Origin of the sequence: Desertivibrio insolitus (genome assembly GCF_017355965.1) — a bacterium.
Lineage (GTDB): Bacteria > Actinomycetota > Actinomycetes > Actinomycetales > Microbacteriaceae > JAFIQW01.
Genome location: NZ_JAFIQW010000004.1, coordinates 289,127 through 315,728, shown reverse-complemented (window position 1 = coordinate 315,728; position 26,602 = coordinate 289,127). Strand labels below are relative to the sequence as shown.

Annotated in this window: 22 protein-coding genes and 1 tRNA gene; 11 read left to right on the top strand and 12 right to left on the bottom strand. The window is 70.8% G+C overall.

Translation table 11 applies throughout. The features are described from left to right. Positions 1 to 45 precede the first annotated feature (45 nt). Positions 46 to 121, top strand: a tRNA-Val gene (locus JUB10_RS11040). A gap of 283 nt (positions 122 to 404) precedes the next feature. On the opposite strand, the gene JUB10_RS11035 is transcribed toward JUB10_RS11040, so the two are convergent. Further along, a complete protein-coding gene (locus tag JUB10_RS11035; protein ID WP_207456701.1) occupies positions 405 to 1,670 on the bottom strand; it encodes an ammonium transporter in 1,266 nt (421 codons plus the stop codon). 236 nt (positions 1,671 to 1,906) lie between these two features. Then, on the bottom strand, positions 1,907 to 2,947 hold the full coding sequence (gene zapE / locus JUB10_RS11030) for a cell division protein ZapE (protein WP_207456700.1): 1,041 nt from the start codon (positions 2,945 to 2,947) through the stop codon (positions 1,907 to 1,909). Positions 2,948 to 3,085: 138 nt separating this feature from the next. Between zapE and JUB10_RS11025 the strand changes: the two genes are divergently transcribed. From JUB10_RS11025 to JUB10_RS11015, 3 genes are read left to right on the top strand one after another with little or no spacing between them, the layout of a single operon-like run. Beyond that, positions 3,086 to 3,988, top strand: a complete 903-nt coding sequence (locus JUB10_RS11025) for a sulfurtransferase (RefSeq protein WP_207456698.1) — start codon at positions 3,086 to 3,088, stop codon at positions 3,986 to 3,988. Continuing rightward, positions 3,985 to 4,422, top strand: a complete 438-nt coding sequence (locus tag JUB10_RS11020; protein WP_207456697.1) for a SufE family protein — start codon at positions 3,985 to 3,987, stop codon at positions 4,420 to 4,422. Before JUB10_RS11025 ends, JUB10_RS11020 begins: the two co-directional genes overlap by 4 nt. Continuing rightward, positions 4,419 to 5,144: a dihydrofolate reductase family protein gene (locus JUB10_RS11015; RefSeq protein ID WP_207456696.1), complete on the top strand. Its 726-nt coding sequence runs from the start codon at positions 4,419 to 4,421 to the stop codon at positions 5,142 to 5,144. The genes JUB10_RS11020 and JUB10_RS11015 overlap by 4 nt, the downstream gene beginning before the upstream one ends. Here JUB10_RS11015 and JUB10_RS15085 read toward each other — a convergent pair. Continuing rightward, positions 5,116 to 6,336: an alpha/beta hydrolase family protein gene (locus JUB10_RS15085; protein WP_207456695.1), complete on the bottom strand. Its 1,221-nt coding sequence runs from the start codon at positions 6,334 to 6,336 to the stop codon at positions 5,116 to 5,118. The two genes, JUB10_RS11015 and JUB10_RS15085, sit on opposite strands and share 29 nt — an antisense overlap. A gap of 22 nt (positions 6,337 to 6,358) precedes the next feature. Between JUB10_RS15085 and JUB10_RS11005 the strand changes: the two genes are divergently transcribed. The 4 genes from JUB10_RS11005 (at position 6,359) to JUB10_RS10990 (ending at position 11,627) form a co-directional block, all read left to right on the top strand. Then, a complete protein-coding gene (locus JUB10_RS11005) occupies positions 6,359 to 6,955 on the top strand; it encodes a DUF3000 domain-containing protein (protein ID WP_207456693.1) in 597 nt (198 codons plus the stop codon). 16 nt (positions 6,956 to 6,971) lie between these two features. Next, positions 6,972 to 8,210 (top strand): HRDC domain-containing protein, encoded by a 1,239-nt coding sequence (locus JUB10_RS11000; RefSeq protein ID WP_374191700.1) that lies wholly within the window; start codon positions 6,972 to 6,974, stop codon positions 8,208 to 8,210. Between the two features lie 79 nt (positions 8,211 to 8,289). Then, positions 8,290 to 9,498, top strand: a complete 1,209-nt coding sequence (locus JUB10_RS10995) for a thiolase family protein (protein WP_207456692.1) — start codon at positions 8,290 to 8,292, stop codon at positions 9,496 to 9,498. Then, positions 9,495 to 11,627: a 3-hydroxyacyl-CoA dehydrogenase NAD-binding domain-containing protein gene (locus JUB10_RS10990; RefSeq protein ID WP_207456691.1), complete on the top strand. Its 2,133-nt coding sequence runs from the start codon at positions 9,495 to 9,497 to the stop codon at positions 11,625 to 11,627. Before JUB10_RS10995 ends, JUB10_RS10990 begins: the two co-directional genes overlap by 4 nt. A 54-nt stretch (positions 11,628 to 11,681) precedes the next feature. Here JUB10_RS10990 and JUB10_RS10985 read toward each other — a convergent pair whose 3' ends face one another. The 6 genes from JUB10_RS10985 to dut form a co-directional block, all read right to left on the bottom strand. Further along, on the bottom strand, positions 11,682 to 12,974 hold the full coding sequence (locus JUB10_RS10985) for an MFS transporter (protein ID WP_207456689.1): 1,293 nt from the start codon (positions 12,972 to 12,974) through the stop codon (positions 11,682 to 11,684). Between the two features lie 109 nt (positions 12,975 to 13,083). After that, entirely contained in the window at positions 13,084 to 15,039 is a 1,956-nt protein-coding gene (dxs, locus tag JUB10_RS10980; protein ID WP_207456688.1) for a 1-deoxy-D-xylulose-5-phosphate synthase, read from the bottom strand. 220 nt (positions 15,040 to 15,259) lie between these two features. Further along, complete coding sequence (locus JUB10_RS10975) at positions 15,260 to 18,106, bottom strand: aconitate hydratase (protein WP_207456687.1); 2,847 nt, start codon at positions 18,104 to 18,106, stop codon at positions 15,260 to 15,262. 129 nt (positions 18,107 to 18,235) lie between these two features. Then, the gene (locus JUB10_RS10970; RefSeq protein ID WP_207456685.1) at positions 18,236 to 18,967 is read right to left on the bottom strand and encodes a DUF3159 domain-containing protein; all 732 of its coding nucleotides are present in this window, start codon (positions 18,965 to 18,967) and stop codon (positions 18,236 to 18,238) included. After that, positions 18,964 to 19,632 carry a DUF3710 domain-containing protein gene (locus JUB10_RS10965; protein WP_207457067.1) on the bottom strand — a complete coding sequence of 223 codons (669 nt, stop codon included), beginning with the start codon at positions 19,630 to 19,632 and terminating at the stop codon, positions 18,964 to 18,966. The genes JUB10_RS10970 and JUB10_RS10965 overlap by 4 nt, the downstream gene beginning before the upstream one ends. A 17-nt stretch (positions 19,633 to 19,649) precedes the next feature. Then, positions 19,650 to 20,108: a dUTP diphosphatase gene (dut, locus tag JUB10_RS10960; protein WP_242682451.1), complete on the bottom strand. Its 459-nt coding sequence runs from the start codon at positions 20,106 to 20,108 to the stop codon at positions 19,650 to 19,652. A 59-nt stretch (positions 20,109 to 20,167) separates the two neighbouring features. Here dut and JUB10_RS10955 point away from each other — a divergent pair, with 59 nt between their 5' ends. Next, entirely contained in the window at positions 20,168 to 20,617 is a 450-nt protein-coding gene (locus tag JUB10_RS10955; RefSeq protein ID WP_207456683.1) for a DUF3093 domain-containing protein, read from the top strand. Positions 20,618 to 20,692: 75 nt separating this feature from the next. Here the strand turns inward: JUB10_RS10955 and JUB10_RS10950 are convergent, their stop codons facing one another. Beyond that, entirely contained in the window at positions 20,693 to 20,989 is a 297-nt protein-coding gene (locus tag JUB10_RS10950; RefSeq protein ID WP_207456681.1) for a DUF4193 domain-containing protein, read from the bottom strand. Between the two features lie 202 nt (positions 20,990 to 21,191). Here JUB10_RS10950 and sepH point away from each other — a divergent pair, with 202 nt between their 5' ends. Then, on the top strand, positions 21,192 to 22,298 hold the full coding sequence (gene sepH, locus JUB10_RS10945) for a septation protein SepH (RefSeq protein ID WP_207456680.1): 1,107 nt from the start codon (positions 21,192 to 21,194) through the stop codon (positions 22,296 to 22,298). 18 nt (positions 22,299 to 22,316) lie between these two features. On the opposite strand, the gene JUB10_RS10940 is transcribed toward sepH, so the two are convergent. Then, positions 22,317 to 23,435, bottom strand: a complete 1,119-nt coding sequence (locus JUB10_RS10940; RefSeq protein ID WP_207456679.1) for an alkaline phosphatase family protein — start codon at positions 23,433 to 23,435, stop codon at positions 22,317 to 22,319. A gap of 12 nt (positions 23,436 to 23,447) precedes the next feature. Between JUB10_RS10940 and JUB10_RS10935 the strand changes: the two genes are divergently transcribed. Beyond that, positions 23,448 to 25,898, top strand: coding sequence for a DNA gyrase/topoisomerase IV subunit A (locus JUB10_RS10935; RefSeq protein ID WP_207456678.1), 2,451 nt, complete (start codon positions 23,448 to 23,450; stop codon positions 25,896 to 25,898). 75 nt (positions 25,899 to 25,973) lie between these two features. Here JUB10_RS10935 and JUB10_RS10930 read toward each other — a convergent pair whose 3' ends face one another. After that, on the bottom strand, positions 25,974 to 26,591 hold the full coding sequence (locus tag JUB10_RS10930) for a flavodoxin family protein (protein ID WP_207456677.1): 618 nt from the start codon (positions 26,589 to 26,591) through the stop codon (positions 25,974 to 25,976). Positions 26,592 to 26,602: the final 11 nt, after the last annotated feature.

Below are 26,602 nucleotides of genomic sequence, written 5' to 3'. Positions count from 1 at the left end.
CAGCGGTCCGGAGAGGCCTTCCGGGTGTGGCAAGATGTACTCCGCGGGCGATTGGCGCAGTTGGTAGCGCGCTTCCTTCACACGGAAGAGGTCATCAGTTCGAGTCTGGTATCGCCCACCACGAAGCCCCGGGAGACCGGGGCTTTTGTCGTTTCTGCGGGCATCGGCGGAACCGGTTTGCGACGACGGATGCCGCGGGCGCGAGCCGCTCGATCGCGCCCCTCCGGCGGCTGCGCCCCTCTCCCCCACATCCGGCTCATCTCCTCGCGTCTGGACGGGCCAGGAGCGCCCTTGAGAGCGTTCCTGACGACCCTGCAGCATCTAGCGGCGCGTCGGCCCTGCGGCATCCGGGAACGACGAAGGGCGCCGTCCCGAAGGACGGCGCCCCTGTCGTGAAATCGGACTCAGCGGACCTCGGTGAGGACGTAGCCCTCCTCGCCGTGGACCAGCTTGTCGATGCCGGCGAGCTCGTCCTCGTTCTTGACCCGGAAGCCCATCGTCTTCTCGATGATGAGACCGATGACGTAGGCCAGGACGAAGGAGTACACGAGCACCGCGGCGGCGGCGATGGCCTGCACCAGCAGCTGCGTGAGCGAGCCGCTGTAGATGAGGCCCGAGCCGTTGGCGAAGAAGCCCAGGTACAGCGTTCCGATGAGACCGCCGACGAGGTGGATGCCCACGACGTCGAGCGAGTCGTCGAAGCCGAGCTTGAACTTCAGGTCGACCGCGACGGCGCAGACGGCACCGGCGATGACGCCGAGCACGATGGCCCAGAACGGCGTCAGCGAGGCGCAGGCCGGGGTGATCGCGACGAGACCGGCGACGGCACCCGACGCGGCGCCGACCGAGGTGGCCTTGCCGTTACGGATCTTCTCGACGACGAGCCACGCGAGCAGAGCGGCGGCGGGAGCGGCGATCGTGTTGACGAACGCGAGGGCGGCCGTGTTGTCGGCGGCGAGCTCGCTGCCGGCGTTGAAGCCGAACCAGCCGAACCAGAGCAGACCCGCGCCGAGCAGCACGAACGGCGGGTTGTGCGGCACGTGGGCACCCTTGGCGAAGCCGACGCGACGGCCGAGCACGAGCGCCAGGGCGAGGGCGGCCGCACCGGCGTTGATGTGCACCGCGGTACCACCGGCGAAGTCGATCGCGCCGGAGCCGAACGCTTCCTGGAGGCCGTAGGTGATCCAGCCGCCGTAGGCGAAGCTGCCGTCCTCGGCGAGACCGAAGTTGAAGACCCAGCTCGCGACCGGGAAGTAGACGAGGGTCGCCCAGACGCCGGCGAAGACCATCCACGCGCCGAACTTGGCGCGGTCGGCGATCGCGCCGGAGACGAGCGCGACGGTGAGGATCGCGAACGTCGCCTGGAAGGCGGCGAAGGCCAGCGGCGGGTAGGCGGCACCCTCAGGCGCCTCGAGCAGGCTGCTCAGCCCGAGCGCGCTGAAGTCGATGTTCCACGGAGCGACGAGCCCCTCGGCGCCGGGGAACGCGATCGCGTAGCCGTAGAGCACCCACAGCACGCCGATCAGTCCGATGGCACCGAAGCTCATCATCATCATGCTGATCACGCTCTTGGCCTTGACGAGTCCTCCGTAGAAGAACGCCAGACCCGGGGTCATCAGCAGGACGAAAGCCGCGGCAATGAGGAGGAAGGCGGTGTTGCCCTGATCCATGTCTTACCTCTCTTAGTTCCAGGAATTCGCATCCCGGCTTCGCACGACGTGCGTCGGGTCCGGTGACTGCGGAGCCAGTCTTCCGACGAGAGGTTTCGGCAGACGCCCCTGGCTGTTTCGGCTCGGTTACACCGATGCCCGCTGTGTAAACAGTGCGTTACGACGCCCTTCCGGTCCCCTCCGAGAGGCAGCAGGGGGACGGATGACGGGCCGTGCGCGCGATTACCCTTCGGCGGTCAGTCCTGGAAGCCGGGCGACGTCAGCGCGACGAGACGCGAGATCGCGCGGAGGTACTTCTTGCGGTAGCCGCCCGACATCATGTCGTCGGCGAACACGTGGTCGAGGGGCGTGCCGCTCGCGAAGATGCGCACCCGGGCGTCGTAGAGCCGGTCGACGAACGCGACCAGCCGCAGCGCGTCGGCCTGGTTGTGCAGCGTGACGACGTCGCGCAGCCCGATCGCGTCGAGGTCCTCGACGAGCTTCACGTAGCGGGACGGGTGGACGCTGCCGAGGTGCGCCACGAGCGAGGAGAAGTCGTCGAGGGTGACGGCGCTGCCGGCCTCCGCGACGCGGGAGGCGAGCTCCGCGTCATCCGTCACGGTCGCGTGCCCCTCGCTGTCGCGGCGGCGGTAGTCGAGTCCGTCGATGCGCAGCGTGTCGAAGCGGCCCGCGAGCGCGTGGATCTCGCGCAGGAAGTCGGCGGCGGCGAAACGGCCCTCGCCCAGCGCATTCGGCGGGGTGTTCGACGTCGCGGCGATGCGCGTGCCCGACGCGACGAGTTCGCCGAGGAAGCGCGACATGAGCATGGTGTCGCCCGGGTCGTCGAGCTCGAACTCGTCGATCGCGACGAGCGTGGCGCCGGAGAGCAGCGAGAGCGCGCTGGGGTAGCCGAGCGCGCCGATGAGCGCCGTGTATTCGATGAACGTTCCGAAGTACTTGCGGCCCGGCGCCAGGTGGAACAGCGCCGCGAGCAGGTGCGTCTTGCCCACGCCGAAGCCGCCGTCGAGGTAGATGCCCGGCTTCGTCTCCGGCGCCTTCGGCTTGCGCCGGAAGAACCCTCCCCCGCCGCCGCCGGACGAGCGCCCGCTGACGGCATCCGCGAACACCCGCACCCGCTCGACGGTCTCCGCCTGCGAGGGATAGTCGGGATCCGGGCGGTACGACTCGAGCGACGCCTCGCGGAACTGGCGCGGCGGCACGAGGTGCGCGGCGATCTCCTCGCCCGAAAGAGTCGGCGCCCGGTCGACGAGCTGCGGGAGAGCGGTCACGTCGGCCATCGTTCGAGCACCTCGCGGGGTTGTCACAGTCGGTCACCGGCCGGTGCTCTGCAGCCGTACGGCGGTAGATTTGGGGGTCGTGTCAAGACTAACCCGCACGTTCGCCGGAGCGCCCCGCTCCCTGCTAGGAGGTACCGCATGACCGTCGAGGTCGACCAGTCCGCCCGTTTCGCCGACTACGCGCACCCGGAACGGCTGGTGAGCGGCGAGTGGCTCGAGGCCCACCTCGGCACGCCCGGCCTCGTCGTCGTCGAATCCGACGAGGACGTCCTCCTCTACGAGACCGGCCACATCCCCGGCGCCGTGAAGATCGACTGGCACACGGAGCTGAACGACCCGGTCACCCGCGACTACGTCGACGGCGAGGGCTTCGCCGCCCTGCTGAGCTCGAAGGGCATCTCCCGCGACGACACCGTCGTGATCTACGGCGACAAGAGCAACTGGTGGGCCGCGTACGCGCTCTGGGTGTTCAGCCTCTTCGGCCACGAGGACGTGCGCCTGCTCGACGGCGGGCGTGACAAGTGGATCGCCGAGGGACGTGCCGTGACGACCGACAAGACGGATGTCACGCCGACCGACTACCCCGTCGTCGGGCGCGACGACACCACCCTCCGCGCCTTCAAGGACGACGTGCTCGCCGCCATCGGTCGGGTCCCGCTCGTCGACGTGCGCTCCCCCGAGGAGTTCAGCGGCCAGCGCACGACCGCCCCGGCCTACCCCGAGGAGGGCGCGCTGCGCGCCGGTCACATCCCCACCGCGCAGAACGTGCCGTGGGCGAAGGCCGCGGCCGAGGACGGCACCTTCAAGTCGAAGGACGAGCTGACCGCGGTGTACCGCGACGGAGCGAAGCTCGGCCAGGGCGACGAGGTCATCGCCTACTGCCGCATCGGTGAGCGCTCGAGCCACACGTGGTTCGTGCTCACGCACCTGCTCGGCTACGAGAACGTCAAGAACTACGACGGGTCGTGGACCGAGTGGGGCAGCGCCGTGCGCGTGCCGATCGTGACGGGCGACGAGCCGGGCGAGGCGCCGCAGCGATGAGCGCGGTCCCGCCCGCACTCGAGGAGATCCGCGAGGACTTCCTCGCTCTCGGCGTGCAGGAGCGGCTGCAGCTGCTGCTCGAGTTCGCGAACGAGCTGCCGCCGCTCCCCGAGCGGTACGCGGATCATCCGGACCTGCTCGAGCGCGTCATCGAGTGCCAGTCGCCGGTGTTCATCTTCGCGGAGGTGTCCGACGACGAGCGCGTGCACCTGCACGCGACGGCGCCGCCGGAGGCCCCTACGACCCGCGGCTTCGCGTCGATCGTCGCTCAGGGTCTCGAGGGGCTCACGGTCGACGAGGTGCTCGGCGTGCCCGACGACTACCCGCAGACGATCGGGCTCGTCGAGGCGGTCAGCCCGCTGCGCATCCGCGGCATGACGGCGCTGCTCGCGCGGGCGAAGCGGCAGGTGGCCGAGAAGGCGCACCGCTCGTGATCGTGCGCCGGGTGCATCCGGAGGCGGATGTCGTCGTCGACACGGATGCCCCGGACGCGCACGAGCGTCTCGACGAGCTCTACGCCGTGCCCGCGACGACCTGGCTGCGGACCAACCTCATCACGAGCGTCAACGGCAGCGTCGTGGGCGCGGACGGGACCTCGAACCCGATCTCGAGCAGGGCGGACCGGGCGATCCTCGGCGCCATCCGACGCACGGCGGAACTCGTTCTCGTGGGAGCGTCGAGCGTGCGGGTGGAGGGCTACGTCTTCCCGCGCACCGCCGACCTCGCCGTGCTGACCCGCACCGGCGACCTCACCGGCCACAAGCTGGCCGACCGGCGACGCGACGGGCGGCTGCTCGTGCTCTGCCCGGCGGCCGCGGCCGGGACCGCACTGCGCTCGCTCGAGGGCGCCGATCCGGAGATCGTCGAGCTCGACACGGCCCGTGGCGTCGAGGGCGCGATCGGGCTGCTGCGGGAGGCGGGCTACACCCGCATCGTCTCCGAGGGCGGTCCCGACCTCGCCGGGCAGCTGCTCGCCGCGCGACTCGTGGACGAGCTCTGCGTCGCGACGGGTCCCGTGCTGAGCGACAGGATCGTGCCGCCGTTCGGCGGCGCCGAGGTCGCCTTCGATCGGCTGAGCCTCGAGCAGCTGCTGCTCGACGACGCGGGCGGCACCTACGCCCGCTGGGTCACGGCAACCGGTCGAGCCAAGCGTTGATCTGCCCCTCCCAGCGCTCCGGGTGGAGGTTCCACAGGCGGGTGTGCCCCGCCGTGTGCCACTCCGGCAGCTCGACCAGGTCGGGTCGCGCCGTCGCGAGCGCGTGCGACGCCGTCGAGGGCACGAACGCGTCGTCGTCGCTGTGCAGCACGAGGGTGGGGACGGCGAGCTCGTCGGCCCGCTGCATGAAGTTGAGCCGGCGGAGGTCGACGGGGTCGGCGAGCCCGGTCGCGATGCGTCCCCACCGCGAACCGAGCAGAGCGAAGACGACGTGCCGCACCGAGCGCGGCAGATGCATCGCGGAGCCCTGGAAGTGCAGCGCGGTCACCCAGTCGACGACGGGGCTCTCCAGCACGATGCCGCGCACGTCGTGGGCGAGGCGTGACCGCGTGACGGTCTGCAGCACGATCGCGCCGCCCATCGACCAGCCCATGAGCACGATCTCCGTCGCGCCGCGGTCGCGCGCAAAGCGGATCGCGGCCTCGACGTCGAGCCACTCGGTGTCGCCGAGTCCGTAGCGTCCGTCGGGCGTCGACGGGGCGATGCCGTCGTTGCGGTAGGAGATGAGCAGGCACGTGTACCCGGCGCGACGGAAGACGGGCACCGCGCGCAGGCCCTCGGCGCGCTGAACCCCCCAGCCGTGCACCTGGATGACCCAGCGCCCGCCCGGCCGCTCCGCCGGCACGAGCCACGCCGGCGCCGGACCGAGCGTCGTCGGCACGCCGACGTCCTCGTGCGGCACGCCGAGATCGGCGGGGCTCAGGTGGTACCAGGCGCCGATCCGTCCGCGTCGCGCCGCCTGCAGCTCGCCGACGTCGACCGAGAGGAGTCGCCGGGTGACGGATGCCGGACGCCCGCGCCGCGCGGGCTCGCGCGCGACGATCTCGCCGATCTTCGCGTGGCCGGTGTCCCGCTCGAACCAGAGGCTGTAGCGCCCGTCGATCGCTGCGGCCTCGCTCGCCTCGAGCGTGACGAGACCGTGCTCCTGGTCCACGGCGAGGATCGCGGTGTCGTCGCGGCGGCTCGTGGGCGGGGTGATGACGGTGCGCGCGGCGACGACGCCGGCGCCGAGGGTGGCCGCGACGGCGGCACCCGCGACCCCCGCGACCCCCGCGGCCCCGAGGGCGACCGCCCGCCGGAGGCCGTCTCCTCCCCGACCGGGCCCGGCGGCGTGGCGGTTCCGGTGTGTCACACCCGAACCTTAGTCTTCGAGCGTGACGGGAAGCGTTCCTCCTCCCCCCGTGCCTCCGGCCTTCGCCGCCGCACGGGACGCGGTGCTGCGCGCCGCGACGCGACCCGAGCTCACGGTCACCGAGATCCCCGCTCCCGCCAAGCTCGCGCCGCATTCCGTCGCGCTGGCGGCGGATGTCACGCCACCGCGGCACGGCTCGGACTCCGACTACGGCACGGGCCGCTTCATCCTGCTCCACGACCCGGACGAGCCCGACGAGTGGGGCGGCGCCTTCCGCGTCATCTGCTTCGCCCAGGCACCGCTCGAGACGGAGATCGGGCTCGACCCGTTCCTCGCGGACGTCGCCTGGTCGTGGCTCGTCGACGCGCTCGACAACCGTGGCGCGCGGTACGCGGCGGAGGCGGGCACAGCGACCAAGATCATCTCCACCGGCTACGGCGAACTCGCCGGCGAGGGCAGCGGCGCCCAGATCGAGCTGCGGGCGTCGTGGACGCCGCTCGACGACGCGCTCGGAGCCCATGTGGAAGGCTGGGGGGAGCTGTTGTGCATGCTGGCGGGGCTTCCGCCGGTCACAGAAGGAGTGAGCCTGTTGTCTGCCCGTCGAGCGGAACGTGAGTAACCCGGCGTCCGCGCCGGTGCCGTCCGCCGAACCGCACGCGCTGCCCGTCGCCGTTCCGCACGGACCGGTGCGTGTGATCGACACCCGCGAGGACTACCTCGACGCCGTCGCCCGGATCGCCGCCGGCACCGGCCCGATCGCGGTCGACGCGGAGCGGGCGAGCGGCTTCCGCTACTCCCAGCGCGCGTACCTCATCCAGGTCTTCCGCCGTGGTGCCGGCACCTTCCTCTTCGATCCCCCGCCCATCGGGCGCTTCGACGAGCTGCAGCACGCTATCGGCTCCGAGGAGTGGGTGCTGCACGCCGCGAGCCAGGACCTGCCCTGCCTGCGCGAAGTCGGACTCGACCCCGAGCGCATCTTCGACACCGAGCTCGGCGCCCGACTCGCGGGGCTCCCCCGCGTCGGGCTAGGCGCCGTCGTCGAGGAACTGCTGAACCTCCACCTCGCGAAGGAGCACTCCGCGGCCGACTGGTCGACGAGGCCCCTGCCCGAGTCGTGGCTCGTCTACGCCGCCCTCGACGTCGAGGTGCTCGTCGACCTGCGCGACGCGATGGCGGAGCTGCTGACGAAGCAGCGCAAGCTGCGCATCGCCACCGAGGAGTTCGCCGCCGTGCTCGCCCGTGAGGCGAAGGCGCAGCCCGCCGAGCCGTGGCGCCGGCTCTCCGGCCTCCACTCCGTGCGCGGCGCCCGCAACCTCGCCGTCGCCCGCGAGCTCTGGCAGGCGCGGGACGAGTTCGCCCGCGAGACCGACACCGCACCGGGCCGCCTGGTACCCGACTCGGCGCTCGTGGCCGCGGCACGGAACATCCCGGCGTCGAAGAAGGCGCTCGCGTCGATGCGCGAGTTCACCGGACGCGCGAGCCGCAGTCAGCTCGACCGCTGGTGGGCCGCCATCGAGCGCGGGCGCGAGTCCGAGGAGCTCCCGGCCGTTCGCGTGCCCGGCGACGCCCTTCCGCCGCCCCGCGCCTGGGCCGAGCGCAACCCCGCCGCGGACGTCCGGCTGAAAAACGCGCGCGCGAGCGTCACCGAGGTCGCGGAACTGCTGTCCCTGCCGCTCGAGAACCTGCTGACGCCGGAGGTGCTGCGACGGCTCGCCTGGGCTCCCCCGGCGCAGGTCGACCAGGCATCCGTCGCCGCCGCCCTCGCCGAGCTCGGTGCGCGCCCCTGGCAGATCGAGGCAACCGCACAAGTGATCGCACGAGCCTTTGTGGAGGCGGACCAAAACGCCGAGACGGCGTCCGAGGCCGGTTCGTAGGAACAAGCAAAGGATTCAGCGGCGCCGAAGCCGCCTTTCTAGGATCGACGCGGTTTTTCGACCAAGGAAGGCAGGCAGAGTGGCCGCATCAACGGATGTCGTCTTCGTCGACGGCGTGAGGACCCCCTTCGGGCGCGCGGGCGAGAAGGGCATGTACTGGAACACCCGCGCGGACGACCTCGTCGTCAAGGCGATGGTCGCACTGCTCGAACGGCACCCGCAGCTGCCGAAGGAGCGCATAGACGAGGTCGCGATCGCCGCGACCACGCAGCAGGGCGACCAGGGACTGACGCTCGGGCGCACCGCGGCGATCCTCGCCGGGCTGCCGAAGACGGTGCCGGGCTACGCCATCGACCGGATGTGCGCGGGCGCGATGACCGCCGTGACCAACATCGCGGGCGGCATCGCGATGGGCGCGTACGACGTCGCCATCGCCGGCGGCGTCGAGCACATGGGCCGCCACCCGATGGGCTTCGGCGCCGATCCCAACCCGCGGTTCCTCGCCGAACGCCTCGTGAGCGAGGACGCCCTGACCATGGGCAAGACGGCCGAGCGCATCCACGACCGCTATCCCCACCTCACCAAGGAGCGCTCCGACCGCTTCGCCATGCGCAGTCAGCAGAAGGCGGGCAAGGCGTACGAGGACGACAAGATCCAGCCCGACCTCGTCCCGATCGCGACGCGCAGCGACGCCGGCTGGGGCCTCGCCGTGCGCGACGAGGTCATGCGCCCGGAGACGACGATGGAGGCGCTCGCCGCCCTGAAGACGCCGTTCCGCCCGCACGGGCGAATCACGGCCGGCAACGCGGCGGGCCTCAACGACGGCGCGACCGCCTCGCTGCTCGCGAGCCGCGACGCCGCCAAGGAGTTCGGGCTCCCCGTGCGCATGACGATGGTCAGCTACGCCTTCGCCGGCGTCGAGCCGGAGATCATGGGCATCGGCCCCGTGCCCGCGACCGAGAAGGCGTTGCGCAAGGCCGGGCTCACGATCGACGACATCGGGCTCTTCGAGCTCAACGAAGCCTTCGCGGTGCAGGTGCTCTCGCTGCTCGACCACTTCGGCATCGACGACGACGACCCGCGGGTGAACCCCTACGGCGGGGCCATCGCGTTCGGGCATCCGCTCGCCTCCTCCGGCGTGCGGCTGATGTCGCAGCTCGCCCGGCAGTTCGAGGAGCATCCCGAGGTGCGCTACGGCCTCACCGCGATGTGCATCGGTCTGGGCCAGGGCGGCGCGGTCATCTGGGAGAACCCCAACTACTCGCGGAAGGCGGCGAAGAAGGCATGACGACGACCACGACGGGCTTCGAGCGGCTCGCGCAGCTCTCCGAGGACGAGGTCGTCACGCACTCGTACCTGCGTGACGTCCCCCTGCCGAGCGGCGGGGTGCTCGCGCTCATCACGCTCGACAACGGACGGGACCACACCCGCCCCTCGACGCTCGGCCCCACCACGATGCTGGAGCTCGGCCGGGTGCTCGACGAGCAGCGCGAACGCGCCGCCCGCGGCGAGATCAAGGGCATCGCGATCACGGGCAAGCCGTTCTTCCTCGCCGCCGGGGCGGACCTGTCGAAGGTCTCGGAGATCCCCGACCGCGAGACCGGGAAGCAGATGGCGCAGCTCGGCCACGCGACTCTCGGCAAGCTGCACGACGCGGGCGTGCCCACGTTCGTCTTCATCAACGGGCTGGCGCTCGGCGGCGGGCTCGAGATCGGCCTCAACGCCGACTACCGCACCGTCGACCGCTCGGCGCCCGCGATCGCGCTGCCGGAGGTCTTCCTCGGGATCATCCCCGGCTGGGGCGGCGCGTACCTGCTGCCGAACCTCATCGGCGTCGAGAACGCCCTCAAGGTGATCATCGAGAACCCGCTCAAGCAGAACCGCACGCTGAAGGCGCAGGACGCCTTCGAGCTCGGCATCGCCGACGCGATCTTCGACTCGGTCAACTTCCTCGAGGACTCCATCCGCTGGGCGGACGGCGTCATCACCGGCCGCGTCGAGGTCAAGCGGAAGAACGCGCCCGGCAAGCTGGAGCGGGCGGTGAAGTGGGACGTCGCCGTCGGAATCGCCCGGAAGACGCTCGAGAGCCGCATCGGCAGGGTGCCCCAGGCGCCCTACCGTGCGCTCGAGCTGATCAAGGGCGCGAAGAACGCCAAGCGCGCCGACGCGTTCCGGGCCGAGGACGACGCCCTCGCCGACCTGATCTCCGGCGACCAGTTCCGCGCGAGCATCTACGCGTTCAACCTCGTGCAGAAGCGCGCCAAGCAGCCGGCGGGCGCGCCGGACAAGGCCCTCGCGAAGCCCGTCACGAAGGTCGGCGTGCTCGGTGCGGGTCTCATGGCCAGCCAGTTCGCCCTGCTCTTCCTCCGGCGCCTGCAGGTGCCCGTCGTGATCACGGATCTCGACCAGGCACGGGTCGACAAGGGACTCGAGTACATCCGGGGCGAGGTCGACACCCTGCTGTCGAAGGGGCGCATCTCCTCGGACGAGGCGAACAAGCTCAAGCACCTGGTGAGCGGCACGACCGACAAGCGCGACTTCGCGGACTGCGACTGGGTGATCGAGGCCGTGTTCGAGGAGCTCGGCGTCAAGCAGCAGGTGTTCGCCGAGGTCGAGCAGTACGTCTCGGAGACCGCGGTGCTGGCGACGAACACATCCTCGCTGTCGGTCGAGGCGATCGGCTCGAAGCTCGCTCACCCGGAGCGCGTCGTCGGCTTCCACTTCTTCAACCCCGTCGCGGTCATGCCGCTCATCGAGGTCGTCAAGACCGAGCTGACGGATGACGCGACCCTGAGCACCGCGATGGTGACGGCGGGCAAGCTGAAGAAGAACGCCGTGATCACCGCCGACGCACCGGGCTTCGTCGTGAACCGCATCCTGGCGAAGCTGCTCGGCGAGGCGATGCACGCCGTCGACACCGGCACGCCGTTCGAGGTCGTCGAGCGGTCGGTGCAGCCGTTCGGTCTGCCGATGACCCCGTTCGAGCTGCTCGAGCTCGTCGGCCTCAAGGTCGGCGCGCACGTGCTCGACACGCACCACGCGGCCTTCCCCGAGCGCTTCTTCGAGAGCGAGAACCTGCACAGGCTCGCCGAGTTCGGGCGCATCTTCGAGCGGGACGCCAAGGGCAAGATCAAGGGCATCGACCCGCAGGCGCGCAAGATCGTGGCCGGCGGCACCACCCCGATGACCGAGGAGCAGCTGCTGCGCCGGGTGCAGGACGGTCTCGCCGACGAGGTGCACCGCATGCTCGAGGACGGCGTCGTGAGCGAGCCGGAGGACATCGACCTCTGCCTCATCCTCGGCGCCGGCTGGCCGTTCCACATGGGCGGCGTCACCCCGTACCTCGACCGGGTGGGAGCCTCCGAGCGCGTGTTCGGTTCGACGTTCCACACGCCCCCGATCCGCGGGGTCGCCTGAGCGACGACGAAGGCCCCGTCCGGTCGCCGGGCGGGGCCTTCGTCGTTCAGCCGGTCACGCGCGGACGTCGGCGTCGGTCTCCGCCGCCGGCGCGGTCTCCTCGCCGTCGGGCCCTAACGGGCGGTGGTTCGCGACCGCGCGCATGGCCTCACGCCCCGACGGGACGAGCACCGCGACGACGATGACGCCGACGGTGACGACGCCGGCGATGACGAGCAGGAGCTCGACCCCCACCACGTCGGCGAGCGGCCCGAAGACCGCGGTGCCGATCGGCGTCGCCACGGCCATGATGATGCCGAAATAGCTGAACACGCGGCCCTGCTTGTCGAGCGGCACCGTCTCCTGCAGCAGCGTCATCGACGAGGCCGAGAACAGCGGCACGAACAGGCCGACGAGGAACATGAAGGCGTAGAACACCCAGAGGTTCGGGCTGACGCCGAGCCCGGCGGTGAACACGCCGAAGCCGAACGACGACACGACGATCAGGCCGACCCGGCTGCGCTTCGCCAGCACGGTGGCGACGAGCACGCCGCCGAGGAGCATGCCCACGCTGAAGGCCAGCTCGAGCACCGTCAGCATCCACACCTCGGCGCCGAAGCGGCGCGCGATCATCAGCGGCGTGATGAACGACGGCGCGACGGTGAGCAGGAAGATGATGCCGAAGAGCACGAGCACCCAGCGCACGATCGCGTGCGAGGAGATGTACCGCATGCCCTCGACGAGGTCCTCGAAGTACCCCGTCTTCTTCTCGGCGATCGCCGCGAGCGTCGGCACGGGCACGAGCGCGAGCAGCGCGATGCCGATCACCGCCGTCACGACGTCGATGAAGAACACCGGCACGATCCCCCAAATGCCGAAGACGACGCCGGCCGTCGCGGGCGCGAGCAGCGCCATGGCCGACGAGATCGTCTGGAACACCCCGTTGATCCGCATGAGCTGGTCCTCGGGGGCGAGCTGCGGGATCATCGCCTGCACAGCCGGCTGCTGGAAGCCCGCGCCCACCGAACGCACCGCGACGGCGAGGAGGATGATCCACAGGTCGGTCAGCCCGCCGAGCATCAGGAACGCGAGCACGAGCGTGGCCGCGGCGATCGAGGCATCCGACACCATGACGAGCACCTTGCGGTTCATCCGGTCGGCGACGACGCCACCGAACAGCGAGATGACGCCCTGCGGAGCGAACGCGGCGATCGCGTACAGAGCGACCGCGAGACCCGACCGGGTCTCGAGGGTGACGTACCACATCACCGCGTACTGCACGATCATGCTGCCGAACAGCGAGACCGTCTGACCGGTGAGGAACAGGGCGACGTTGCGCTTCCAGCGCGTCGCGACGACGTCGGTCACGGGCGGACTCCTAGCGGGGACGGCAGACTAAGTGGATACCGTCCACATGCTAGGGGTGGCCACCGACATCGCGAAAGGCCGACACGCCGACCCTCCTCGCCGGGATGCGTCAGCCGTTGCCGTCGGTCCCCGCCGCGATGCGGCGCCGCTCCGCGAGTTCCTCGGGCAGCGGACGCGCGACGGGGATGCGGGAGCCCAGCACCTGGGCGACCACGTCGCGTGCGATCACCTGCGCGGTCAGGCCCGCCTTCGCGAGGATCTCGTCGCGCGAAGCGTGGTCGAGGAACTCGTCGGGCAGGCCCAGCTCGTCGACGGCGGTGTCCACGCCGGCGGCGCGCAGCTCCTGACGGATGCGCGTGCCGATGCCGCCCACGCGGATGCCGTCCTCGATCGTGATCACGATGCGGTGCTTCGCCGCCTCCTCGATCACGGTCGCCGGCACGGGCACGACCCAGCGCGGATCGAGCACGGTCGCGCCGATGCCCTGCGCCTCGAGCCGGTCGGCGACCTCGAGGCCGAGCTTCGCCATCGGCCCGACGGTGACGATGAGGACGTCCTTGTGCGCCGCCGCGCGGAGCACGTCGACGCCGTCGGGGCGACGCTCGACCGCCTCGAACGAGGTGCCGACGCTGCCCTTCGAGAACCGCACGACCGTGGGGCCGTCGTCGACCGCGACGGCCTCGCGGAGCTCCTCCCGCAGGCGCTCGGCGTCGCGGGGCGCGGCGAGGCGGATGTGCGGGACGACCTGCAGGATCGCGAGGTCCCACATGCCGTGGTGGCTCGGCCCGTCGGGGCCGGTGACGCCGGCCCGGTCGAGCACGAACGTCACGCCGGCGCGGTGCAGCGCGACATCCATCAGCACCTGGTCGAACGCGCGGTTCATGAACGTGGCGTAGATCGCGACGACCGGGTGCAACCCGCCGAACGCGAGCCCGGCGGCGGAGGTCACCGCGTGCTGCTCGGCGATGCCCACGTCGAGCACGCGCTCCGGGTACTTCGCCTGCAGCTTGTGCAGCCCGGTGGGGCGCAGCATCGCCGCGGTGATGCCGACGATGCGCGGGTCCCGGTCGGCGAGTTCGACGAGCTCGTCCGCGAAGATGCTCGTCCACGACGGGCGGCTCGCGACCTCGGTGGGCTCCCCCGTCTCGGGGTCGATCTGCCCGACGGCGTGGAACTGGTCGGCGACGTCCTGCACGGCGGGCTCGTAGCCGCGGCCCTTCTGCGTGATCGCGTGCACGATCACGGGGGCGCCGTAGTCCTTCGCCTGGCGCAGCGCCTCTTCCATCGCCTGCTGGTCGTGACCGTGGATCGGGCCGATGTACTTGATCTCGAGGTTCGAGTAGAGCTCGCGGCCCTGGCCGAAGCGGCCGAGAAAGCCGCGCATCGCACCGCGGGTCGAGCGGAAGACGGCCTGCCCGGGCCAGCCCAGGCGGTCGAAGAGCTTGCGGCTCTTGCCGTAGAGGTCGCGGTAGGCGTGCCGGGTGCGGATGGTGTTGAGGTAGCGCGCCATGCCGCCGATCGTCGGGGCGTAGGAGCGGCCGTTGTCGTTGACGACGATGACGAGCTTGCGCGCGTTGTCGTCGCTGATGTTGTTCAGCGCCTCCCAGGTCATGCCGCCGGTCAGCGCACCGTCGCCGACGACGGCGACGACGTGCCGGTCGTCCTGCCCGGTCATCGAGAAGGCGCGGGAGATGCCGTCGGCCCACGAGAGCGAACTCGACGCGTGCGAGCTCTCGACGATGTCGTGCGGCGACTCGCTGCGCTGCGGGTAGCCGGCGAGGCCGCCCTGCGAGCGGAGCTTCGAGAAGTCCTGACGGCCCGTGAGGAGCTTGTGCACGTACGACTGGTGGCCGGTGTCGAAGACGATCGCGTCACGCGGCGAGTCGAACACGCGGTGGATGGCGAGGGTCATCTCGACGACGCCGAGGTTCGGCCCGAGGTGCCCACCGGTCTTGGAGACCTCGGCGACCAGGAAGCGGCGGATCTCCTCCGCCAGCTCGACCATCTGAGCGTCGCTCAGACGGTCCAGATCCCTGGGGCTCCGGATGCTCTTTAGCAAAGCCATTGACACACGCTAACTCACGACGTGAGCGGCCCGCGGCGACGCCGCGCACCGCTCAGGTCATGCTCAGGCGCCCCTCTCGAGGGCGCGGAACGGGGTGTTAGACGAGGCTCCGCAGCAGCGCGCTGGAGCCCGGAGCGAGGGCCGTTTCCGGCCCTCGCCGCGACGCCAGCGCCGTCGATCGTCTCGATCGACGGGCCGCTGACGCTCGTGGTGACTTGTACTAGACGAGGCTCCGCAGCACGTACTGCAGGATGCCGCCGTTGCGGTAATAGTCCGCCTCACCAGGGGTGTCGATGCGCACGACGGCGTCGAACTCGACCGTCTGCTTTCCCTCGGGCGAGTGCTCGCTGGGCTCGGCGACGACGCGCACCGTCTTGGGGGTGCGGCCCTCGTTGAGCTCGGTGAGACCCGAGATCGAGATCACCTCGGTGCCGTCGAGACCCAGCGACTCCCAGGTCTCCCCGGCGGGGAACTGCAGCGGCACGACGCCCATGCCGATGAGGTTCGAGCGGTGGATGCGCTCGAAGCTCTCGGTGATCACGGCGCGGACACCGAGCAGGCTCGTGCCCTTCGCGGCCCAGTCGCGGCTCGAGCCCGAGCCGTACTCCTTGCCGCCGAGCACGACGAGCGGGGTGCCCTGCTCGCGGTAGTGCTCGGCCGCGTCGTAGATGAACGACTGCGGGGCATCCGGCTGCGTGAAGTCGCGGGTGTAGCCGCCCTCGACGCCGTCGAGCAGCAGGTTCTTGAGGCGGATGTTCGCGAATGTGCCGCGGATCATGACCTCGTGGTTGCCGCGGCGCGAGCCGTAGGAGTTGTAGTCCTTCCGGGCCACACCGTGCTCGTCGAGGTAGCGACCGGCCGGGCTGTCTGCCTTGATCGACCCCGCGGGGCTGATGTGGTCGGTCGTGACCGAGTCGCCGAGCTTCGCGAGCACCCGGGCGCCCGCGATGTCGGTGACGGGCTCCGGCTGCAGCGTCATGCCTTCGAAGTACGGGGGCTTCCGCACGTAGGTCGACTCCTCGTCCCACTCGAAGGTGGCACCGGTCGGGGTCGGCAGCGACCGCCAGCGCTCGTCGCCCTCGAACACCGAGGCGTACTGCGTGGTGAACATGCCCGTGTCGATCGACTCGTCGATCGTCTTCTGCACCTCGGCGGCGTCCGGCCAGATGTCCTTGAGGTAGACCGGCTGACCCTCGCTGTCCTTGCCCAGCGCGTCCTGCTCGAAGTCGAAGTTCATCGACCCGGCGAGGGCGTAGGCGATCACGAGCGGCGGGCTCGCGAGGTAGTTCATCTTGACGTCGGGGTTGATGCGGCCCTCGAAGTTGCGGTTGCCCGAGAGCACCGCGGTGACGGCGAGGTCGTTGTCGTTGACCGCGGCCGAGATCTCCTCGGGCAGCGGGCCGGAGTTGCCGATGCAGGTCGTGCAGCCGTAGCCGACGGTGTAGAAACCGAGGTCCTCGAGGTGCTTGGTGAGGCCGGCCTTCTCGTAGTAGTCGGTGACGACCTTCGAGCCGGGCGCGAGGGTGGTCTTGACCCACGGCTTCGCCTTGAGGCCCTTCTGCGCCGCGTTACGGGCGAGGAGGCCGGCGGCGAGCATGACGCTCGGGTTCGACGTGTTGGTGCACGAGGTGATCGCGGCGATCGCGACGGCGCCGTGGTCGATCGTGATCTCCTGGCCAGAGCCCAGCGCCACCTTGGTCGGCTTCGACACGCCCTGGGGCGCGGCCGAGGTGAAGTCGTGCTCGTGGTGGAAGCTCGCGTCCGACGCGGCCGGCTCCAGGTCGTCCTCCTCGTCCTGCGAGGTGAGGGCGACGGGGTCGGATGCTGGGAACGTGCCCTCCACGGCCGTGTCCACCTGCGTGTGGTGGTCGGGGCTCGTGTAGTGCGTGAGGTCTTGCTCGAACTGCTGCTTGGCCTCGCTCAGCTCGATGCGGTCCTGCGGACGCTTCGGCCCGGCGATCGAGGGGACGACCGTCGAGAGGTCGAGTTCCATGTACTCGCTGTAGACGGGCTCGACCGAGGGGTCGTGCCACAGCGTCTGGAGCTTGGAGTACTCCTCGACGAGCTTGACCTGCTCCTCGTCGCGCCCAGTGAGGCGGAGGTACTCGAGCGTGACGTCGTCGATCGGGAAGATCGCGGCGGTCGAGCCGAACTCGGGGCTCATGTTGCCGATGGTCGCGCGGTTGGCCAGCGGCACCTGGGCGACGCCCTCGCCGTAGAACTCGACGAACTTGCCGACGACGCCGTGCTTGCGCAGCATCTGGGTGATCGTGAGCACGACGTCGGTCGCGGTGACGCCCGTAGGGATCGAGCCCGAGAGCTTGAAGCCGACGACCTTGGGGATGAGCATGGAGACGGGCTGGCCGAGCATCGCGGCCTCGGCCTCGATGCCGCCGACGCCCCAGCCGAGCACGCCGAGACCGTTGACCATCGTGGTGTGCGAGTCGGTGCCGACGCAGGTGTCGGGGTAGGCGCGAAGCGCTCCGCCGACCTCGCGGCTGTAGACCACGCGGGCCAGGTACTCGATGTTGACCTGGTGCACGATGCCGGTGCCGGGCGGCACGACCTTGAAGTCGTCGAAGGCGGTCTGGCCCCAGCGGAGGAACTGGTAGCGCTCGCCGTTGCGCTCGTACTCGATCTCGACGTTGCGCTCGAGCGCGTTCTCGGTGCCGAAGAGGTCGGCGATGACCGAGTGGTCGATCACGAGCTCGGCGGGCGCGAGCGGGTTGATGCGGGTCGGGTCGCCGCCCAGGGTCGTGACGGCCTCGCGCATGGTCGCGAGGTCGACGATGCAGGGCACGCCGGTGAAGTCCTGCATGACCACGCGGGCCGGCGTGAACTGGATCTCGGTGTCGGGCTCCGCCTCGGGAACCCACGAGCCGAGCGCCTCGATCTGCTCCTTGGTGACGTTCGCACCGTCCTCCGTGCGGAGGAGGTTCTCGAGGAGCACCTTGAGGCTGAACGGAAGCTTCTCGTATCCCGGCACCTTGTCGATGCGGAAGACCTCGTACTCGGTCGATCCGACCGAGAGCTTGTCCTTGGATCCGAAGCTGTTGACTGTGGACACTGCCGACTCCCTTGCTGACTGTCCCCATCCTCGCGGCGGCGCGACGCGCCGTGCCAGCAAGGCAAGCCTAAGACCGTGGTCCGACCGGCGAGAGGGGAAACTATCTCGACGTCGAGATAAATATACCCGCTACTCCCCCGCGTCGGCCGCGGCGCGCGCGTCGGGCGACTTCGGCGCGTAGACGGAGCGGACGAGCAGCCATGTGACCCAGAGCAGCACGGCGTAGACCGGCACGCCGAGCACGAGCTTCGTCGCGGCGAGGGCGGCCGCGTCGCCCGCGAGATAGAGCGGCACCTGCACCGCGAGCCGCAGGGCGAAGAGTCCGAGCCAGAGCCAGGTCGCGACCGTGAGCACGCGGCGCTTGGCGGCATCCGCTCGCCAGGCCGATCCCTCCTGGGTCAGCAGTCCGACGATGCCGCCGATGAGCGGCCAGCGCATGATGAGGCTCACGAGGATCGCGGCGCCGTAGGCGGCGTTGGTCCAGATGCCGAGCAGGAAGTTGTCCTCGGCGCGCCCGGTCCAGAGGGCGAGCAGCGCGCTCAGCAGGGTCCCGACCAGTCCCGCGATCGCCTGCACGGGCTGCGACCGGGTGACCAGGCGGACGATCACGAAGAGCGCCGCCACGCCGACCGGTACGAGCACGGCGGGGAGCAGTTCGCCCGTCGCGGTGTAGAGCACGAGGAAGATGAGGCTCGGCAGGATCGACTCGACGAGCCCGCGGATGCCGCCGACCGCGCGCACGAGCGACGCGGTCGTCGGGACCTCGCCCGGACGCACCTGACCGAGGCCGCCGCGGGCAGCCGCCGCCGCGAGGTTCTCCCGCAGCGACGCGTCGCGGTCGGAGTCGTGCGCGTCGGTCACTCGGGCGCGACCTGTCGCTTCTGCTGCCCGGCCGTCGCGTTGGCCGGCATGTGCAGCGGGATCAGGTCCCGCGGCGGCATGGGCATGGAGCCGCGCACGACGACGATCGAACGGAAGAGGTCCTCGATCTGCTCGGCGGCCTCACCCTCGACGGTGGCCGCGCCGGAGATCACGCCGCGGAGGAACCAGCGGGGCCCGTCGACACCGATGAAGCGGGCGAGGCGCTTGCCGCCACCCTCTCCCCCGCCGGCGACGACGGGGAGCTCGGCCAGGACCTCGGGCCCGAAGACGCCGTCCTGCTCGCGGGTCGTGCCACCCTGGCGCTGGATCTGCTGCACGATCTGCGCGCGGATCTCGTGCCAGAGGCCCGTCGAGCGCGGCGCGGCGAAGGGCTGCACCTGCAGCGTCGAGCCGGCGTAGTCGAGCCCGACCGCGACGACGCGCTTCGTGCCCTCCTCGACCTCGAGGCGGAGGTGGAGGCCCTCGCGCGGCACGATCTTGACGCCGCCGAGGTCGACGTAGGGGCGCACGGCGTTGGCCTCGTGCTCGTCGAGCGGCCCGTCGACGTCGCGGTTGTCGGGCGCGGACTTGGCGTCGTCGACACCGCCGGTGGCGAAATCGATCTCGTCGGCGGGGCGGCCGTCGACGTCCGGGTCCTCGGCCATGGGGTTCTGGGGGTCGCTCACTGGGGGGTTCCTTCCGCGACGGGGGCGCCGTAGCCGGTCGAGCCGAAACCGCCCGCGCCGCGGGCGCTGCCGGGCAGGGTCTCGACGGGCACGAACTTCGCCTGGACGATGGGGACGACGATGAGCTGGGCGATGCGGTCGCCGGGCTCGATGGAGTGGGTCTGCGTGGCATCCGTGTTGAGCAGGATGACCTTGATCTCGCCCCGGTAGCCGGCGTCGACCGCTCCGGGGGCGTTGACGATCGTGATGCCGTGCTTCGCGGCGAGACCGCTGCGGGGCACGACGAAGCCGACGTGGCCGTCGGGCAGCGCGATGGAGACCCCGGTGCCGACCATCGCCCGCTCGCCGGGGGCGAGCACGACGGCCTCGGCGGCGGTCAAATCGGCGCCGGCGTCGCCGGGATGCGCGTAGGCGGGGATGTGGGAGCCCGACAGCAGGACCTCGACCGTTCTCATCACCGACGAGGCTAGTGCAGGAAGAAGGAGGTGCCCCGAGACTCTGGTGGGATAGGGGCGTGCCTGCCTTCCGCGAACGTCTCCGGCCGCCCTACTCGCTCTACCTGGCCCTCGTGCTGCTGATCCCGGCGATGCTCGTCATCTTCCTGCCGATCGATCCGCGGATCGGATTCGTCGTGGCTCCGCTGGCGTTCGTGGTCGCCGTCGTCGTGATCACGCTCATCGCGCCGACGGTTTCGGTCACCGCCGGAGAGCTCGTCGCCGGTCGTGCCCACCTGCCCCTCGAGTACACGGGCCAGGTGACGGTGCACCGCGGCGGGGAGGCGGCGCTCCAGCGCGGACAGCACCTCGACGCGCGCGCCTGGCTCGTCATCCGCGGCGGGATCGATCCCGTGGTGCGGGTCGAGGTGACGGACGAGCGCGACCCCGTGCCGTACTGGCTCGTCTCGTCGCGCCGGCCGGACGAGCTCGCGGCGGCGATCGCGGCGGGGCGCGACGCCCGCCGCTGAAGCACGCCGCTTCCGCTTAAAAGGACGACGCCCCGCCGGAGAGCGGGGCGTCGGTTGGTCTTGCCGAGGAGAGGGTCAGGCTGCGCACTCGCGGCACACGGGCCCGAGCTTCTCCTCGTGGTCGAGCTGCGAGCGGTGCTTCACGAGGAAGCAGCTCATGCAGGTGAATTCGTCGGCCTGGGGCGGGAGAACGACGACGTCGAGGTCGATGTCGCTGAGGTCCTGGCCGGCCAGCTCGAAGCTACCGGGGTTGTCGGCGTCGTCGACGTCGACACTCGAGGCGGCCTTGTCGGGCACCCGCTCCTTGAACGCTTCGATCGACTCGGACGAATCGTCGTCGGTCTTGCGCGGAGCGTCGTAATCCGTAGCCATTGGTGGTGTTGCCTCTTCCTCGAAGAAAAGTGGGGTGCTGCCGATTGGCGGCGACAGTTTGGCATGAAGCGCAGTGGGAGGCAATTCTTCGGAAACCACCCAGAGCGAGGGGTTGAACTCGCGCCACGCCCCCGGTATTCCCGGCGATCCGGCGCCCCCGTGTCATCCTGAGGCTGATTCTCCGACAGCGGAAGGCAAGGTCATGCAGGAGCTGAAAGTCCTCGGGGTCGAGAACGGATACATCGTGGTGTCGACGCCCTCGGGCGAGCGGTACGGCGTGCCGATCGACGAGGTCCTCCCGCTCGGGCTGAAGCAGCCCTCGAGCGAGTCCGCCGTTCGCAAACTCTCGCCGCGCGAGATCCAGACGCACATCCGCGCCGGCATGTCGGCAGCCGACGTCGCGAAGATCACGGGCGTGCCGCTCGACTACATCCAGCGCTTCGAGGGGCCGGTGCTCGCCGAGCGCGAGTTCATGGTCGAGTCCGCGCTCAACGTGCCCGTGCACCTCGCGATCGACAGCGACCCCGCCGAGAGCGCGACCTTCGGTGCCGTGATCCGCGACCGGCTGCAGTCGATCGGCGCGACCGAGGAACGCTGGGCGAGCTGGAAGGAGCAGGGCGGCGGATGGATCGTCAAGCTCTCCTTCACCGCCGACACGATCGAGCGTGACGCGCGCTGGAGCTTCGAACCGCGCAGCCAGGCGCTCGCGCCCCTCAACCAGGAGGCGACGACGCTGTCGCAGCAGGGTGACCTCGCCGCGGCGATGATCCCCCGCCTCCGCGCCGTCGGCGTCGACGAGAAGCCCGTCGACGCTTCGCGCTTCGACAGCGGCGCGTTCGTCGTCGAGGAGAGGGACGACTTCGAGCAGATCCCGCAGCGGGAGACGGTGCCGATCCGCCCCGTGCGCCAGCCCGTCGCCGAGGCCGCGATCACCCGCGAGGTGCCCGTGCAGCAGGCGCCGAGCCAGACCGCCGACCTGCTGGAGGCGCTGCGCCGCCGCCGCGGGGAGCGCGAGTCGGCGCAGTACGACCTCGACGGAGGCACCCCCTCCGCCGCGCACCCGGCGAGCGGCGCCATCCGCGTCATCGAGATGCCGACGGCGCAGGCCACGCCGCCCCAGCCCAAGGCGCACACGCCCGAGTCGCCGGCCGAGCACAAGGACCAGCCGACGGCCTCGACCGAGCACCCCTCCGGGCCGGTGCCCGTCGGCGCGCAGGGCGGCAGCCGCCGTCAGCGTCGCGGACGCCAGCCGATGCCGAGCTGGGACGAGATCGTCTTCGGGTCGAAGAACGACGACGACCACTCCTGAGGCCGGCCGCGCCTCCGCTCAGGAGAAGGCGGCGAGCCTGAGCAGCGGGATGTCGACCTCGTCGGGCGACCACGAGCCGTGGTTGCCGATCATGCGGATGCCGTAGGGGTCGCGGGCGTCGTAGTAGCCGACGCGCGCCCGGGCGGCGATCACGATGTCGCCGATGCGCGGCGCGACCTCGGGCGCGACGGCCCCGAACCATCCGGCCGCGATCGCCTCGTCGCGGCTTGCGACCCAGCCTCGCCCCTCCTCGGCGCTCTTCCACCGGTCGAGCAGTGCCGCTCGGTCGGGAGCCGGCAGCCCCGGCTCGAGGTGCAGCTGCAGGGCACGGGGTTCGCCCGCGGTGTGTCGCACGCCGTCCCAGAGCCCCGTCGACTCCTCCACGAGCACGCGGTCGGCGTCGCCGAGGTCGATCATGCCGTGGTCCGCGGTCACCAGCACCCCCGTGCCACCGGGAACGCCGGCGAGGAGCCTGCGGAGCTCCGCGTCGAGATCCTCGAGCGCCTCCGCCCACTCGGGCGACGACCAGCCGTGGCGGTGGGCGACGGTGTCGAGCTCGGGCACGTAGAAGTAGGTGAGCGACGTGCGCTCGGTCGCGAGGATCGACAGCGTCGCGTCGACCCGGTCGGCGATCGTCTTAGCCGCCCGGTAGTCGGCGCCGCGCAGCACGGCGCGGGTGAAGCCGGAGTCGGCGTACCGGGCGGGCCCGACGATGAACGACGGGACCTCGGCGGTCTCGAAGACCGTCGGCATCCGCTGCCAGGTCGCAGGCTCGACGGCGCCGTCCCAGTCGCTCAGCTGGTTGATCACGCGGTCGCCCTCGGGGTCGAGCACCGAGTAGCCGACGAGGCCGTGCGTGCCGGAGGGGGCGCCGGTCGTGAGGGTCGCGAGCGCCGCGGCCGTCGTCGTCGGGAAGGGGGACGCGATCGTCCACTTGCCGACCATGCCGGTGGCGAGCGTGCGGGCGTGTCCAGCGCTCGAGCGGAGCGGGTTCGCGCCGAGCCCGTCGATCAGGGCGACGACGACGTGACGGGCCGCCGGGAGACGCAGCGGATTCTGCCGGCCGCCGAGTGCCGCGACCGCCGAGGGCAGCACGTCGGCGAGGCTCCGTCTGGTCGGGCTCGGCTCCGGTAGCATCCTCGCCATCCTATGACTCCCAGAGACACCACCGTCCCTGCCGGCGAGCGCATCGAGGACGTCGATGTCTCGGTCGAGATGCAGGGCTCCTTCCTCGAGTACGCGTACTCCGTCATCTACTCGCGGGCACTTCCCGACGCCCGCGACGGACTGAAGCCGGTCCAGCGCCGCATCCTCTACCAGATGTCCGAGATGGGGCTCCGGCCCGAGCGCGGGCATGTGAAGAGCGCCCGCGTGACCGGCGAGGTGATGGGCAAGCTGCACCCGCACGGCGATGCGCCCATCTACGACGCCCTCGTACGCCTCGCGCAGGACTTCACGATGCGACTGCCGCTCATCGACGGCCACGGCAACTTCGGCTCGCTCGACGACGGCCCCGCGGCTCCGCGCTACACCGAGGCGCGCCTCGCGCCGGCGTCGCTCGCGATGGTCGAGGGCCTCGACGAGGACGTCGTCGACTTCGTGCCCAACTACGACAGCCAGCTCATGCAGCCGGCCGTGCTGCCCGCGGCGTTCCCCAACCTGCTGGTCAACGGTGCGAGCGGCATCGCCGTCGGCATGGCCACCAACATGGCGCCGCACAACCTCATCGAGGTCGTAGGCGCCGCGCGTCACCTGCTCGAGAACCCGGATGCCACGCTCGACGACCTCATGGCGTTCGTGCCCGGCCCCGACCTGCCGACCGGCGGGACAATCATGGGGCTCGAGGGCGTGCGCGACGCGTACGCGACCGGACGCGGCAGCTTCAAGACCCGTGCGAAGGTCTCGGTCGAGCCGATCACCGCCCGCAAGAGCGGTCTCGTCGTCACCGAGCTCCCCTACCTCGTCGGCCCCGAGAAGGTCATCGAGAAGATCAAGGACGGGGTGCAGTCGAAGAAGCTCTCGGGCATCAGCGACGTCACCGACCTGACCGACCGCAACCACGGCCTGCGGCTCGTAATCGAGATCAAGACCGGCTTCGACCCACTCGCGGTGCTCGAGCAGCTCTACCGCTACACCCCGCTCGAGGACGGCTTCGCGATCAACAACGTCGCGCTCGTCGACGGCAACCCGCAGACGCTCGGGCTGCGCGAGCTGCTCCGCGTCTACCTCGACCACCGCATCGCCGTGGTCACGCGGCGCTCCCGCTACCGGCTCGACCGGCGCCGCGAGCGGCTGCACCTGGTCGAGGGCCTCCTCGTCGCGATCCTCGACATCGACGAGGTCATCCAGGTCATCCGGTCGAGCGACGACAGCGAGGCGGCCCGCAGCCGGCTCATGCAGGTCTTCGACCTCAGCGAGCTGCAGGCGGAGTACATCCTCGAGCTGCGGCTGCGCCGCCTCACCCGCTTCAGCCGCATCGAGCTCGAGGCCGAGCGCGACAAGCTCCAGGCCGAGATCGCCGAGCTCGAGGCGATCCTCGCCGACCCGGCCCGGGTGCGGGCGCTCGTCGGCGACGAGCTCGAAGAGGTCGCCGACCGCTTCGGCACCCCGCGTCGCACCCTGCTGACCGAGGCCAAGCCGTCGATCGCGACCGGCCGCGGCAAGAAGGCGCCGGTGCTCGAGATCGCCGACACCCCCTGCCTCGTCGCACTGTCGACGACCGGACGCGCCGTGCGGATCGACCGCCAGCGGGATGCCGCGGAGGCGCCGGCGCGCAAGGCGCGCCGGTCGAAGCACGACGCCGTGGCATCCGTCGTCTCCACGACGAGCCGCAGCCAGATCGGCGCGGTCACGAACAAGGGGCGCCTGGTGCGCTTCTCCCCCGTCGACCTGCCCGTCGTGCCCGAGAACTCGGCTCAGCTCGGCGCGGGCGTGCGGATCGCGGACTACCTCGGCATCACCGACAAGAAGGAGCGCGTGCTCGCGCTCGTGACGCTCGACGCCGAGAAGCCGATCGCGCTGGGCACCCGCCAGGGTGTCGTCAAGCGCGTCTCGCTCGCGGTGCTGCCGAACAAGAACGAGTTCGAGGTGATCGCGCTGAAGCCCGGCGACGAGGTCGTGGGCGCGGCGCAGGGCGCGGAGACCGACGAACTCGTCTTCGTCTCCAGCGACGCCCAGTTGCTGCACTTCCCCGCGACGGCGGTGCGCCCGCAGGGGATCACCGCCGGGGGCATGGCCGGCATCAACCTCGGGGCGAAGGCGACAGTCATCGCGTTCGCGTCGGTCGCGCCCGAGGAGGCCCTCGTCGCGACGGTCTCCACCTCGAGCATCGCCCTGCCGGGCACCGACGCGGGGCGCGCGAAGGTGTCGGAGTTCTCGGAGTTCCCGGGCAAGGGCCGGGCGACCGGCGGCGTGCGTGCCCACTCGTTCCTGAAGGGCGAGGACCAGCTCTCACTCGCCTGGGTGGGGCGCGGGCCCGCCCTCGCGGTCGGCACTGACGGCGCAGCCCGCACGCTGCCGGAGGCGGGCGCACGACGCGACGCGTCCGGCACCCCGCTCGAGAACGCCCTCGGTTCGATCGGCTCACCGCTGCCGCTCTGATCCGCAAAGCGGAGAGACCCGAGCACGGGAGAAGGGCCGGTCCGCAGTGGACCGGCCCTTCTCTCGTCTGTCCCCCTACTCGACCGGAGCGGGATACGGCGATGCCTTGAGCGCCGTCGCGAGGTGCACCGCGAAGAGCGCGACGGACTTCGTGGTCGACACGACCTTCTCGGGCGTCTCCTCGAGGTCCTTGTAGTCGACGCTGCCCATCGCCTCGCCGTTCCAGTACGTCACGCCCTGGGTCGGGATGCTGAAGCCGATGTCGTTGAGCGCCTGGAAGAGCTCGGCCGTGATCTGGTGCGCGCCGTCCTCGTTGCCGACGATGGCCGCGACCGCGACCTTGTCGAACATGGTCGGCCGACCCTTCTCGTCCTTCTCCGACAGTTCGGCGTCCAGGCGCTCGAGCACGCGCTGCGCGACGCTCGTCATGTGGCCCATCCAGGTGGGGGTCGCGAGCACGAGGATGTCCGCGTCGAGCACCTGCTGCCGGATCGTCGGCCACTGGTCGCCGTCGCCCATGTCGGCGAGCACGCCAGGTCGCACGTCGTAGTCGACCACGCGCACCTTGCTGGTCGTCACGCCGAGCGCCGCGAGCTCGTCGAGCAGCTGGCCACCGAGCAGCTCCGCGCTCGACTCCTCGGGCGAGGGCTTGAGGGTGGTGACGAGCGCGAGTGCGGTGAGTCCGTTGGACATCGAGGGTCTCC